General features: G+C 59.3%; 10 protein-coding genes. 4 read left to right on the top strand and 6 right to left on the bottom strand.

The window, feature by feature from the left end:
* Positions 1-9 precede the first annotated feature (9 nt).
* The 4 genes from EJP69_RS08400 to EJP69_RS29805 form a co-directional block, all read right to left on the bottom strand.
* Entirely contained in the window at positions 10-3,939 is a 3,930-nt protein-coding gene (locus tag EJP69_RS08400; protein WP_170217075.1) for a glycosyltransferase, read from the bottom strand.
* Between the two features lie 95 nt (positions 3,940-4,034).
* Positions 4,035-6,572 (bottom strand): glycosyltransferase, encoded by a 2,538-nt coding sequence (locus tag EJP69_RS08395; RefSeq protein ID WP_126469379.1) that lies wholly within the window; start codon positions 6,570-6,572, stop codon positions 4,035-4,037.
* Positions 6,573-6,650: 78 nt separating this feature from the next.
* Positions 6,651-7,688, bottom strand: a complete 1,038-nt coding sequence (gene gmd, locus EJP69_RS08390; RefSeq protein ID WP_126469377.1) for a GDP-mannose 4,6-dehydratase — start codon at positions 7,686-7,688, stop codon at positions 6,651-6,653.
* A 391-nt stretch (positions 7,689-8,079) separates the two neighbouring features.
* On the bottom strand, positions 8,080-8,481 hold the full coding sequence (locus tag EJP69_RS29805) for an LbetaH domain-containing protein (protein WP_240652089.1): 402 nt from the start codon (positions 8,479-8,481) through the stop codon (positions 8,080-8,082).
* Positions 8,482-8,493: 12 nt separating this feature from the next.
* On the opposite strand from EJP69_RS29805, the gene EJP69_RS29800 reads away from it, so the two are divergent.
* Positions 8,494-8,688 carry a hypothetical protein gene (locus tag EJP69_RS29800; RefSeq protein ID WP_240652088.1) on the top strand — a complete coding sequence of 65 codons (195 nt, stop codon included), beginning with the start codon at positions 8,494-8,496 and terminating at the stop codon, positions 8,686-8,688.
* A 101-nt stretch (positions 8,689-8,789) separates the two neighbouring features.
* Here the strand turns inward: EJP69_RS29800 and EJP69_RS29430 are convergent, their stop codons facing one another.
* Complete coding sequence (locus EJP69_RS29430) at positions 8,790-8,999, bottom strand: hypothetical protein (protein WP_170217073.1); 210 nt, start codon at positions 8,997-8,999, stop codon at positions 8,790-8,792.
* Between EJP69_RS29430 and EJP69_RS08380 the strand changes: the two genes are divergently transcribed.
* The 3 genes from EJP69_RS08380 to EJP69_RS08370 are packed head-to-tail and all read left to right on the top strand — an operon-like array spanning position 8,998 to position 12,564.
* Positions 8,998-9,981, top strand: a complete 984-nt coding sequence (locus EJP69_RS08380) for a class I SAM-dependent methyltransferase (RefSeq protein WP_170217072.1) — start codon at positions 8,998-9,000, stop codon at positions 9,979-9,981. The two genes, EJP69_RS29430 and EJP69_RS08380, sit on opposite strands and share 2 nt — an antisense overlap.
* A complete protein-coding gene (locus EJP69_RS08375) occupies positions 9,930-11,408 on the top strand; it encodes an MBOAT family O-acyltransferase (RefSeq protein ID WP_170217071.1) in 1,479 nt (492 codons plus the stop codon). Before EJP69_RS08380 ends, EJP69_RS08375 begins: the two co-directional genes overlap by 52 nt.
* Before the next feature lie 34 nt (positions 11,409-11,442).
* On the top strand, positions 11,443-12,564 hold the full coding sequence (locus EJP69_RS08370; RefSeq protein ID WP_170217070.1) for an alginate O-acetyltransferase AlgX-related protein: 1,122 nt from the start codon (positions 11,443-11,445) through the stop codon (positions 12,562-12,564).
* A gap of 10 nt (positions 12,565-12,574) precedes the next feature.
* Here the strand turns inward: EJP69_RS08370 and EJP69_RS08365 are convergent, their stop codons facing one another.
* Positions 12,575-13,345 carry a PIG-L deacetylase family protein gene (locus tag EJP69_RS08365; protein ID WP_126469372.1) on the bottom strand — a complete coding sequence of 257 codons (771 nt, stop codon included), beginning with the start codon at positions 13,343-13,345 and terminating at the stop codon, positions 12,575-12,577.
* Positions 13,346-13,359: the final 14 nt, after the last annotated feature.

Below are 13,359 nucleotides of genomic sequence, written 5' to 3'. Positions count from 1 at the left end.
AGCGCAGGCTCAGCGCGCTGCGCGCCGAGCCGCCTCGATCTCCTCAAGGCGAGCCTTGAACCTTCGACCTGCAGCCTCAAGCGAGAGATTGACTTCAGCACTCGCCTTGGCGCGAGCACCAAGGTCACGCCCCCATGCTTGGTCATCGTAGAGGCGCCGCATGAACCGCGCGGCGTGCTCTGTCGATGGCTCAGCCCATTCGAGTTCGGCATCATAGGGCGGGATAGGCTTGCCAAGCTTCACCAACTCATAGGGCACAAGCAAGCTATTGCTGTCGTCCATGAAGTCGACGTTGCCCGAGAAATTGGTAGCGATGACGGGCTTGCCCATCAACATGGCCTCCGCCATCGTCAGTCCCAGGCCCTCACTGCGATGTAGAGACACATAAACATCACAAGCTTCCATCAACGCGAGGACATCATTGGGGCTGTAGACCTCGTTGATGATCTTCACGTTCCGGACTTTGGCTGCCGCATTCTCCAGTGCTTGGAACTGCTCCAGGTGACGGTCTCCAAATGAGGTCTTGAGTACCAGTTGCACAGGCTCATCCTGCCTGAAGGCGGCTGCAAACGCGCGTATCAAGCCAAGCGGGTTCTTGCGCTCCATCACACTCATCATGTGGAACGTGAACAAAAATGTATATGGCGTTGCCTCAAGACCAAAATAGCTTCGCGATCGCCGCTCAAATGGGCTGAGTTTCACACCAGGGAAGAGCGTGTGAACTGGTTTAGACGTCTTGGCGCGAAGGCCACGCGCAATAAACTCCGTAGCAGTCCAGACCTCGTCAGCGTTTTCAAGATGCGGAAGCCAAAAGTCCGGAATGACGTCAAACTCCCAGTACCAATAGCCAATGCGATAAGTGCGTGGCGAGCGCTCGAGTAGATCGCTGCGGCTGTAGGCCTTGTCGAAAAACGGTTCTGGCTGCACATGGATCAGCGTGGTTTCGAAATCTTCGAACCCTTGAAAATCCGCATGCAGGGGGTCATCCTTGCGGTCAGTCTTCAGGTCGCGCAGTGACGTTCCCACGCCTACTCTTTGCAAGCCGTCGACCATGGCCTCGATCGATACTCGCAGGCCAGAAGGATAGGCAAAATGGCCGATCACGTTCAATCCCGGTTCAATGAGCTCGGCGGTGACCTGCGCCACATCGAGAGCACCACACCACTCAACAACATCGGGAGGCTGTGCTGCAGCCGGAGTCGACAGCCATTCGATCAACGCGGCCGCGTGGCTCTGGTCATCGAATGCACGAGGATGAAGCAAGCGCCAATCTTTTCGCGCCCAGTAGGCTGAGCGGATCTGGCGCGCAGGGCTCATGTCCACTGGCCAGCATGCCGGATCAATCCATCCATCCATCACACGATATGTCGCAGCCAGCCAGCCAGCGAACGCACGGCGGCCGAAGATCGTGAGTCCATCCGGATAGAGTGCCTGCCAGGCAGGCGAGAAAGCATATGCCCGTACCAGCTCGGCTGCCGGTTGCTCAAGCGCCTCATGAAAGAGCCACCAGATCTCCTCAAGCCTCAATCCCGCAAGGTAGCGCCCCTCTCGCATGAACCACCTGAACAATGCGTACTGTCCAACAGACAGCAGACCATGCGGCAGCTTGTCTTTGATGTCCTCATCGAACAAGTAAGCCTGTCGCGCTCTCGCGCCGATGCGACCACCCAAGCATTGAGTTACCCACGCCCTCGCACTGGCTGACAGTCCCAGAGAAGCTCCGCCGTCACCCGCGATCCACTGAGCGAACTGCCCTCCTGCACCGTCCGACAAGGCGGTAGGAAAACGCCGCCCAATTTCAGGGCAAGTACGCAACAAGTCCAAACACCAGCGCGCTGCAGACCATATATCGATCACACCATGCGTTGCCTGTGGCAGCCATAACACATCTTCACGCGGCATACCCGCGGCCTCAAGGCTCGTGCGATCCACCAAGAGATCCAGCTTTAAGGTCGGGAGCAGCATCGAGCCGAGCGCTCGCGCATCAATCAACAAACTTTCGCGTGGTGACCGCGCATCACCAATGCGCAATGAGGGAATCGGCTGACTTGCATCCAATTCGGGATGCAAATAAGGATCCTCGTCAATGCCCAGGAAGCGAACATCATCGGCAAAGCGCTGAAGATCTTCGGTCGGATTCACAAATCCTCGTGTTGCGCCCTCGTGATGAATCAGGCGAGCATGTGGAGCATATGCCGTTCGATATCCGGCACGCCAAACCTGAAGACATAGCGCAACATCGCTGAAGGCGACGGCATAGGCTTCGTCAAAGCCACCCACCCGCTCAAAGGCTTCGCGCACCACCATCTGACACGCCCCCATGACCGCCATCCAGTTGCGCGGATGGCCTGCCGAACCAAAGATGCCCCACGCGTGACTGGGATCAGCGGAATACATCAGCCCACAAAGCGTCACACCCACGCCGACACCACCATGCTGCAACTTACCAGTTGGATACCGCAGTTGAGTACCGACTACGCCCACACCCGGCCGCTGAGCGAATCGCACCATCTCCGCCAACCAATCCGCTACAACAACCTCGATGTCGTTGTTGAGAAATAGCAGCAAATCACCACGCGCAAATCCGGCACCGAAATTGCACGCCGCTGAGTAGTTGAATTTCTTTTCAAAATGAACGATCGATACTTCCGGACAAGCACTTAGCTCACTGTAGTACGCCAGAGTGGCTTCTTCACTGGACCCCGTGTCTACAAGAATGATTTCCTTGTTTGCGTAGCGAGTGCCTTGCAACAATCCTTCTACGCACACCTTCAGCAAGTCGACTTTGTCCTTGGTTGGAATGACGATCGACACGAGAGGCGGCGCTTGCACTTCCCAAACAGCACGCTGCGTACCGTCAGACTGCGTTTCCACGTCGGCAGTGATGCCCACTCGGGCCCAATGGCTCTGCAAGACCTTGCGATGGTCAGCTGCCGCGTCAGAGCTAGGAGCAGGCCGCTCCGACATTCCCTCGCTACCTCTGTGGCAAAGCACCTTGGGAATGCGCTTGATGACACCGGCCTGTGCGCTCGCTCGAAGGTTGAGATCCCATTCGGCACCAGCCCCCATGGCGGGGTCAATTCCCCCTACCCGAATAACCAGTTCACGCCGAAGCAGCGTCAAACGACCGAAGTAATTGAACGCATAAAGCAGGTCGGGAGACCAACCCGGCTTGAAGTATGGAGCCTGACGCAAGCCCTCCTTGGAAAGCTGATCTTCATCACCGTAAAGAATGTCGCTGTGCGGCGCCTGCCGAAGCGCCTGAGCCAATTCGTTAAGCGCCCCGACAGCCAATATGTCGCCAACGTCCAGCACGGCAATGAGATCACCGCTAGCTGATGCAAGGCACGCAGACAAGCCGGACACACGAGAGCTATCCGATACAGGCACACAAACAATGCGCTTGTCTTTCGACAGGCTGTCAAGCGCCGCTTGAATGTCGGCTGGCGCATCATCCGAAACAGCCACCAAGGCGCTCCAATGCCTAACCGACTGCGAAAGCAACGACCCCAAAGTCTGCTTCAACCTCTCTGCATTCGTGCCTGCCGACAGGAGAAATGAAACATGCTGCACAGCAACATCTTGGGAAACCTGGGGTGAACGGCGCTCGCTGGTCGCAATCCACGAGCCATAAGCATCCGAGCCGCCTTGAAGAGAAATCTCTTTTTGCGGCCGGAACCGCATGGCCTGAAGCCGCGCAGGCATGCGCCACGGTGTCATCACCCACCATGCAGCCTTGGCGATGCGCCGCAAATTAACGCGGACCTGCGGCGACACAACAGAGGCAGCCTTGCGCAGCGGAGCCGTAACACGCCAGGACGTGGACGCGCGCATGGCGCGCTCACGATCAAGCGCAGCTTCCGCACGTTGATTGGCCGCTTCGAGCAGGATTTCGTATGCGGAAGCGCTTGCAATTTCCGAGGCTGCGGATTTGGTCATATCCGCTTCTCCGTCCGATACGTGACGCCCCTCATGAGACCTGTTGTTATTCATTGGGCTTATCGTGGGCAATAGAGAAAAATCATCCGTTCGCATTAGGAGGGCGTCACTGGAGCCAACTCCCCGTTCTCCGCCATGATCTGTTCAAGCGAACGTCGACACCGGAGTTCCTGCCTAGCCAACCAGGTCGCGTCGGCCACCTCCATCGCGCGCATGCAAATCTTCGACGTTGCGAGGCGCGAGTAGTTTTCTTCAACATAAGACAGTCCAGCTTCGCGCATGACCTGCCACACTGCCTCGTCACGATAAAGCCGCAAGACCTCGCTGGCGAATTGCTGAGGGTCGTCCGTTGTGGACAAATGACCATCCCCCGGATCTGCAATGCCTTCTGCAGCAATTGCCGTCGCCACACTGGGCACGCCATGAGCCAATGCAGTCACAAGCTTGCCCTTGATGCCAGCTCCATAACGCAGCGGCGCAACGAACACACGCGAAGTCTGGAAATACGGCCCCAACTCTTCCACGAAGCCCGTGACCACAATTCGGTCCGACGCCAGGGCAAGCACCTCGGGTGGCGGCTTGTTGCCTACGACGAGCAGCCGAGCCCCTGCCGGCAGGTCCTTCTCCAGCGCAGGCCAGATCGACTTGACGAAGTAGAGAATCGAATCGACGTTCGGCGCATGCGGGAAGTTGCCCAAGAACATGATATCCGTACGGCCGGCGAAGGCGGGCGTGTCACGGTACACGTCGGCGATCCATGGCAACACGACCATATTGCCCAGCGGTGCCGGCAACGACTGCTGGATCACGTCGCGCTCGATCTCGGTGTGAACGAACGAGGCATCCGCCTGCGTGAACATCTCAAGTTCCAGCTTCTTCGTGACCTTGGCGGAAAACAAGGCCTCCGGCGTGTTCGAGGTCTCGGCCGCACGCGTCTCGCGCAAGAAGTGCAGATCAACGTTGGCAAACAGGATGCGCGTGCTGGGCGCCCTTTTGCGTAGCATCGCGTAGACTGGGTGCGCAACGTTGTATCGATACAACAGCGCATAGTCGAACTGGCTGTCGATATCGAGCAGCGCGTTCATTTCCTCAGCGTAGGGCTTGTAGTAGCAGCATACGCCGCGCCGCTGCAATGCACCGGTGTACTTCTTCGACCAGTAGGGTGAATGCTGCGGGAAGAAGCTCTCACCGAAGCCGCACTCCCTGTATGCGCTCATTACCTCGTCGGTCACAATGGAGCCGGAGTCTTGATCGGGGGTTGGCGTGAGCGCATCCACCACCAGAATCTTGCGGTGCACGCGCCAGTTGGCCGCACGCATCGAACTCGTTCCGGGTTGCGGGTGCGCCTTCAGCTCGACGCTGAAGCGCTTGGCGAACTTCTCGAGATTCGTCACCTGATAGGCCTTGATGCCCTTGGTGGTGTCGCGCCCATGGGTGATGCCTTCGTAGTGAATGGCACGCGACGTCGGCACGAACCAGACTTCGTAGCCAGCACGGCGCAGGCGAAACGCCAGGTCCGCGTCCTCGCAGTAGGCCGGTTTGTATTCGGGGTCAAAGCCGCCGAGTTCGTTCCACACCGTTTTTCGCAATGCGATCGATGCGCCGGAAATGAAATCGGCTTGACGCGCAAAGCAGTACTGCGGCTGGTTCGGGTCCTGGTCGCGTCCGTAGTTATGCGCCGAACCATCGCGCCAGAAGATTCCACCCGCTTCCTGCAGCGTGCCGTCGTCGTTGAAAAGCTTTGAGCCGACCATGCCGGCCTTGGGGAAGAGCGTGAAGGCGTCGATAAGCTCATCGAGCCAGCCTTCGACCACGCGGGTGTCGCTATTCAGTAGAACGACGATTTCACCCTTCGCCAGCTGTACTGCAGAGTTGCAGCATTCAAGGAACCCGCCGTTCTCGGCACGCCGCTCATAGCGAATCCATGGAATTGCCTTCAATACATCGACGCGGGAAGCTGCCGGCGAAGTGTCGTCGGCCACGATGATCTCGACGGAATGCTTCGAATGCAACCTGACGAGCGAGTCCAAGCAGTTGAGTACGAAGTGAGTCTGTCCGTAGACGGGAATGATGATCGACACTTTGGGCGAGATGGCCGTCACCTGCAGCCGTGGCTTTTTCATAGCCATGGCTTTGGCCGCAGCCTCGACGGTCGCCCCAGCCTCACGCTGCGCGAAATCGAAACCGGCTCCTGCGAAATAGGCTTTACCTGCGATCAGCTCGTACTGGATCACGTCGTCAGGCAGAGCGAAAAGCCGATCACCATCGGGCCACAAGGCCTCCGAGCTGAGCGCCCTTGGCAAAACACGTCCCTCGGCACGGCCGAAACGCACCCAATGAACGAGAGGGTTCAGGTTTACGGCACGCAGATCGGGGTTCTGGGCCAAGTAGGTCCGCATCGAGACGTTGGGCGACGGTTCAAAGCCGTTCTTCCAACCCTGAACCAGATAGTGCGTCAGCGGATCCTTGCCACTGACCGCCACCACGGGATACTCGTTGAGATAAAAGTCCGCATCAAAAAGGGCACCCTCCTTGATCGCGCGAACATCCGCCGCGGTATGCCCCGCGGTGATGCCGAGGACGCGAAGCGCCTTCTTGGAAAGCCGAACGGCCTGCTTGAGTTCGTTAATCAAATCTTCTCCACTGTGGGCGTCTTGGTGCGCCCGCTTCGCCCGATAAAACTCGACGAGGCAAGATCGGCAACTACGCCGTTAGAACGAGTAGCCCAACTTGTTGCGGCGCAGGTCTGCCTCGACCATCATCGCGCATAGTTCCTCAAGCGTGGTTTTGGGTTCCCAGCCAAGCTTTTCCTTGGCACGCGCCGGATTGCCGATCAGCAGCTCGACTTCGGCAGGCCGATAGAACTTGGGGTTCACGCGCACCAACGTTTTGCCAGTGGCGATGTCGATGCCGACTTCGTTGTGTTCTTCGCCCTCGAAGCGAAGCTCATATCCCGCAGCCTTGAACGCCATATCGACGAAACGGCGCACCGTCTCGGTACGGTTCGTGGCAAGAATGAAAGTATCGGCTTCGTCGGCCTGCAACATGCGCCACATGCCTTCGACATACTCCTGAGCAAAGCCCCAATCACGCTGAGCGCCCAAGTTGCCAAGTTCGAGGACGTCGAGTTTGCCGAGTCTGATCTTGGCCGCTGCATCAGTGATCTTGCGAGTGACGAACTCGCGTCCGCGCAGCGGACTTTCGTGGTTAAACAGGATGCCGCTGGCGCCGAAGATGTCATAGCTCTCGCGGTAATTGATCGTCATCCAGTGGGCGAACAACTTGGCAACACCATAGGGGCTGCGCGGATAGAACGGCGTATCCTCGACCTGCGGAATAGCTTGCACCTTTCCGAACATTTCGGAGGTCGAGGCTTGGTAGAAACGAATGCTTCGATCGGTCAGGCGAATGGCTTCCAGCAAATGCAGCGCGCCCATGCCAGTGATCTGCGCGGTTGCATCGGGCTGGTTGAAGCTCACGCCGACAAAGCTCTGAGCGGCAAGGTTGTAGACCTCGTGCGGCTTGGCTTCCTTGATGAGAGTGAGCGAACTGCCGAGGTCGGTTAGGTCATGCTCGACCAGCTTCAGGTCGGGGTGATCCTGAATGCCCAACTCTTCCATCCGCCAGAAGTTGACCGAACTGGTGCGACGGAACGTGCCGTGCACGACATAGCCCTTGCTCAGCAGGAGTTGGGCCAAGTAGGCTCCATCCTGACCAGTGATACCGGTGACAACTGCGATTTTCTTCATGGGTAGTTGGAGATTTCTCTATATGGAAAACGTACTGCGTAATTGTGCCGCAATGATCCACCCCAACTTTTCGGGGCCTAGCCTGAAACACGAGCAATGGGCATTTCTGCCACACTTGGCCGAGTCATTCGACGTAGTAGCTTACCGGGCCCTCTACAACCTTTTCAGTGAAAGTCACCCAGTCAAGTCAATAGCGGACCAGTCCCACTGGCGAACACACACGAAAAAATCATAGTGGAACATTCAATGACCGTTTTCTGCTTTGAAATTGTCAGAAGTCGATGCCGGCAGAAACTGTCTGCAAGCAGCATGCGATGGATGTGTGTCGCGGGAGCTCCGCGCCTTCAAAGAGAGGCTCAAACGGCGCGGCCTCACCGCCGACTCGCTTTTTCTAGCTTCGCCCGGCGATCGCTTGCCGCACTCTGTGAACCAGAGATCCAAGCGACGAACGTACGGCATGTGGCTGCACATCCGGGACCTTAATCTCAATGAATGGAGTTGCGGATGGATCGGCAAGAACAACGCCTTTCGCGCCCTCTTCCTTGAGTCGAAAAAGTTCGGCCAGTTGATCGTCATTCGGGGTTGCACATAGGTATGGGACCATCCTGCGGATGGTTTCGGCCGACTCGTCCCACCACCGTAAAGCGAGCAGCGCATCGCGGATCTCTGGCGAGAATCGAGATTTCAGTAGCTTTGCCGGGTTGCCGCCCACAATTTCGTAGGCCCCTACGTTTCTTACTACGTTCGAGTTTGCGGCCAAAACTGCGCCGTCACCGATCGTGATCCCCGACATGATGGTGACGCCATGACCAATCCAGACATCGCTTCCTATCTCTACGCCTCCACGTGTTGCTGGGTGCCCCTCGATACCTTCACCGCCGAGTTCATCGGCGAAAATGTGGCCGAACGGAAACGTCGAAACCCATTCGGTCCGGTGATTCCCCCCCAGAAAAATGGTGATGCTGGCCGCGAGCGAGCAAAAGCTACCAATACGCAGTGATGCCCCCTCACCCCATTCCCTAATGACTACGTTCTCGAAGCCATAGGTAAACCGTCCTATGCCTACCTTGCTAGCTCCAACGGTTAGCTCTCGTTGGTGTTTCATAACTTGACCCAAGTAAATACAGGCAGCAGGCTGCGCGGCTTGCGGTGCTGACTGCGCTCTTCGAAAATGAAGACATACGCATTCTGCCGCCACCTCTCGGCGACCGCTGCTTGAACAAGAACGATCGCGCATTGCACCGCGATAGCCACAAGGCTCAGTGCTGCACAATCGAGAGCTTTTTTCGCCATTCCGACAGCCCAAACCATGATCCTCGACGCCATCCAGCCGAACCTGGCCATGTTCATCCGCCCGCTTCGCCTGGTCTCCAGCGGCTGGACCGGGCATGTGCCCTTCGGCGCATGGCTCACCGCCGTGCAGCAGCCTCGCAGCTTAGTAGAACTGGGCTCGCACTTCGGTATGTCGTACGCGGCCTTCTGCCAGACTGTCCAGAACGAGGGCCTCAACACCAAGTGCTATGCGGTCGACACTTGGCAGGGCGACGAGCACGCAGGCTTTTATGGCGACAGCGTCTACAACGACTTGGCTGCGTTCAATGACAGGCATTTCGCGGGTTTTTCGCGTCTCATGCGCATGACCTTCGACGAGGCCACGACCTACTTCGAGGATGGCTCGGTCGACCTGCTGCATATCGACGGGCTGCATACCTACGAGGCCGTGAAGCACGACTTCGAGAGCTGGCTGCCCAAACTGTCGGACCGCGCCATCGTGCTGTTCCACGACACCAACGTGCGCGAGCGCGACTTCGGCGTCTGGAAATACTGGGCCGAGGTCACGAAGCAATATCCCGGCTTCGAGTTCGATCATTCGGCAGGCCTGGGCGTGCTGGCCGTCGGCCTCCACCAACCGGCGGAAGTGCGCAAGCTGCTTGACCTGCCCAGGGATCAAGCCGGCGTCAACGCGGTGAAGGAGGTCTTCTCTAGCCTGGGCGAGTCCGTGCTGCGTCGCTGGGAACTCGAAAGCACGCGCCGGGAGCTGGCCTCCAAGGTGGAGGACGTCGAGCGCGTGCTCACCCAACTCGCCAATGTCGACAAGGAGCTGAGCACCCTGCAAAAGGACCATCGTCACGCGGCCAGCGTGCTTTCGGAGCGCGACGTGCTTTTGAAGGAAAGCCAGCAGCGGGTGGCAGCATTGGCCCAGATCGAAGAAGCTCATCGCCAGATGGCGGGCTCGCTGTCTTGGCGCATCACCAGGCCGCTGCGTGCAGTGCGTCGCATGTTCAAGGGCTAGAGCGCAAAGTGACCTTCAGTTCGCCCGGCTTCCTGTTCGGCTTCATGCCGATCGTGTTCCTGCTGTATTTCGTTCTCCCCGCACGCACGCGCAACGCGTTCCTGATGCTGGCGAGCTTTGCGTTCTATTTCGTGGACGCTGGGCTGGTGTCGGTGGTTCTGCTGGGGTCGGTGGTCGTCAACGCGATCATCGGCAACGCGCTCTACCGCATGCCCGCCGACGGTCGTGCTCGCGCCTTGCTCGCGGTCGGCGTGGTCGCCAATCTGGTGCCGCTGATCTACTACAAGTACTGGAACTTCATGCAGCGCGCGACGCTGGACGCGGCCGCCGTACTCCAGATGCCCGCGTCATGGACGCTCAGCGACATCGTTCTGCCTGCGGGCATTTCGTTCTTCACATTCCAGGGTATCTCGTACATCGTCGACATCTACCGGCGTGACGCGCCGCCCGCGCCCACGCTGATCGACTTTGGCATGTATCACACGCTGTTCCCGCAGCTCATCGCCGGGCCTATCGTGCGCTACAGCGAACTGGTGAGCCGTATCCAGCACCGCCCCGTTCGCCTGGAAGACGTGCATGCCGGGCTGCTGCGATTCTGTCTTGGCCTGGCCAAGAAGATCGTCGTTGCGGACAACGTGGGGGTGGTCGCCGATCGCATGTTCGGGCTGCCGGCCGACCAGCTCGGCACTACCGCCGCTTGGATCGGCATTCTGGCGTACACGCTGCAGATCCTGTTCGACTTCTCGGGCTACTCCGACATGGCGATCGGCATGGGCCGGATGCTGGGGTTCAAATTTCCGGAAAACTTCAACCAGCCCTATCGGTCGCACAGCATCACGGAGTTCTGGCGGCGCTGGCACATGACACTGTCGCGCTGGTTCCGCGACTATCTCTACATCCCGCTGGGCGGTAACCGCGTGGGACCGGGGCGTACATACCTCAATCTGCTCATCGTGTTCGTTCTGTGCGGCCTATGGCACGGAGCGGCCTACACCTTCCTGCTGTGGGGACTGTTTCATGGCGTGCTGCTGGTCATCGAGCGACTGGCGCTGAACCGATTCGGCTGGACGCCGCGCGGCTTCAGCGGCTGGCTGACTACGCTGCTGCTGGTGATGATCGGCTGGGTGCTGTTCAGGGCGCCGTCGACTGGCGTGGCCGGGCACTACCTGATGGCCATGGCGGGCGTGACGGCGGCCGAGACGCCAGCAGCCGCATGGTCTGTGCTTACGCCCGACAAGCTGCTCTTTCTGGTGATCGGCAGCGTGGCGGTGCTGGTACCCGAAAACTGGCGGCTCGCAGCCTGGCAACGTGCAGGCGACTCGATTGCCGCGCCAGTACTTTCGCTGGGCGCCCTCGTGCTCTTCGCCTACTCGGCCATGCTGATCGCAGCCAACGGATTCAATCCGTTCATCTATTTTCGCTTCTGAGATGCGCTCTACCGCGACCCGCCAAATCTTCATCTTGGCCTTCCTAGCCCTGACGCTGCTGCCGGGCCTGCAGATGGCCACGCGATGGCTGCCGGAGCTGACCATCGACGAGCAGCGCACGCTTGCGGCACCGCCGAGCATGGCGCACCCCGACCGCTACCTGCAGCAGGCCAACAGCTGGTTCTCGGACCACTTCGGGTTTCGGGCGCTGCTGATCCGGCTCAAGGCCACGGTCGACTACCGCTTGTTCCACGTGTCCGACAAAGTTCACGTGGGCCGGGACGGCTACCTCTTCTACCGCAGCACACTCGACATCGAGAAACCGGCCGTCGACACCTACCTCGGCACCCACGAGGCCGGCGTGGTCGAAGGCGTGCGACGCTATGCCGAAGCCCTCCAGCAAAAGGGCATCGGTATGGTAATGGTCGTCAACCTGCTGGGCGACCGGTTTCTGCCCAACAAGTTGCCGGTCTCGGTTACCGAGCGGCCACCGCTGCGGCGTATCGATGGCCTGCTCGACAAGCTGAAGCAGGTGCCCAACGTAACCTTCATCGACAGCACGGCCATCCTGAAAGAAGTCGAAAAAACACGGCCGATCTTCCATCGCACCGACTTTCACTGGAACGACCCCGCAGCCTACCCAGTCGCCAAGGGCGTCGTCGACGCGATGAGCCGTGCCGAGGGCCTCGCAGACAGCACATGGACGCATCCCCTGCGCTACGAAACACAGTCCTACAGCGGCGGCATCGCCCGCTTCATGCCCCTGCTGCGCTCGCCGTCCGAAAAGTCACTCTTCGTGACACCATCATGGCAATGGCCAGTGGGGTTCACCAGCGTGTCCGGCCCAGCGCCTTATACCGACGTCAGCCACGTCGCTCCTGGCAACAAGGGCTTGCTGCACCCGGCATTGTTCGTGGGCGACAGCTTCATGGACGCCTGGATGCGCAACGGCATGGCAGCGTATTTCGAGTCGTCTTACCGTTTGCGCTGGGGCGAGGGCTTGCGCCTGTCGGCTATCACCTCGGCCATACCTTCGGATGCCCGGTGGGTCGCGGTGCAATTCATCGAGGTGCAGCAGCCAGCGCTATCGGCTTTTGCGGATGAGGCGGATGTCACACGTGCCATCAACATGTTGGAGACGCGCCCGCGCCCCTGAGCCGAAGGTTTCAGGCGTTTGATCGCGTAGTGAACGCTGCGATGCGCTCACTCAGCGCCGGCCACGTCGTGAACTGCCGCCGCTCATAGTAGAGCGCCCCCTCGTGCGGCTTCGAAACCAGTCGCTCGGGAGTGACAGACTGCATCGCATCTCGACCACCGAACACATAGTGCAGCAGCACGAACGGAAACAGGCCGATCCAAGTCTTGCGCTGCGTCGGGTAGCTGAGGCAATGTCGCATGAACGCAATGCGGTGTCCCCACGGAACCGCGACGGGCTCCACCGGCCCATTCATGGGCAACGGCCGCATGACGTTGAACAGCGGCCCCGGACGCTTGTAGCCGTTGTACAGGGACGATTGTCTTGCCAAGTGCAGCAGCCCAGCCTGCCGCGCGACAGTGACGCCTACAGCATGCAACGAATCATGGTCCGGGTGCCCGCCCTCCCAAGCTGGCAGATACAGACCATGCAGCAACGGGCAGGCATCGATCCAGCTGCGCAACCAGTCTGCAGCATCGTCAAGGCGATGCATCAGTGCACCGTCGTCGATCTTCAGTTGCTGCCCCGCGAAGATCACGTCGCCGGACCCGACGCCGAGCTTTGTCAGAACGGCAAGCGACTCGCGATTGCGCGCCTCGGGCGACGCGCCCCCCACGGTGCCCGTGGTCATGAACACACAGACCACCCGCGCGCCAGCGGCACGCTCATCAAGGATTTTCTGGAACACACCGAACTCGTCGTCCTGGTGCGCGAAGAGGAAAAGTGCGGTGCCCGCGTTCATTCCAAGACGGTCCG

Origin of the sequence: Variovorax gossypii (assembly GCF_003965815.1) — a bacterium.
Classification (GTDB): domain Bacteria; phylum Pseudomonadota; class Gammaproteobacteria; order Burkholderiales; family Burkholderiaceae_C; genus Variovorax; species Variovorax gossypii.
This window is presented reverse-complemented; position numbering and strand designations above follow the sequence as displayed.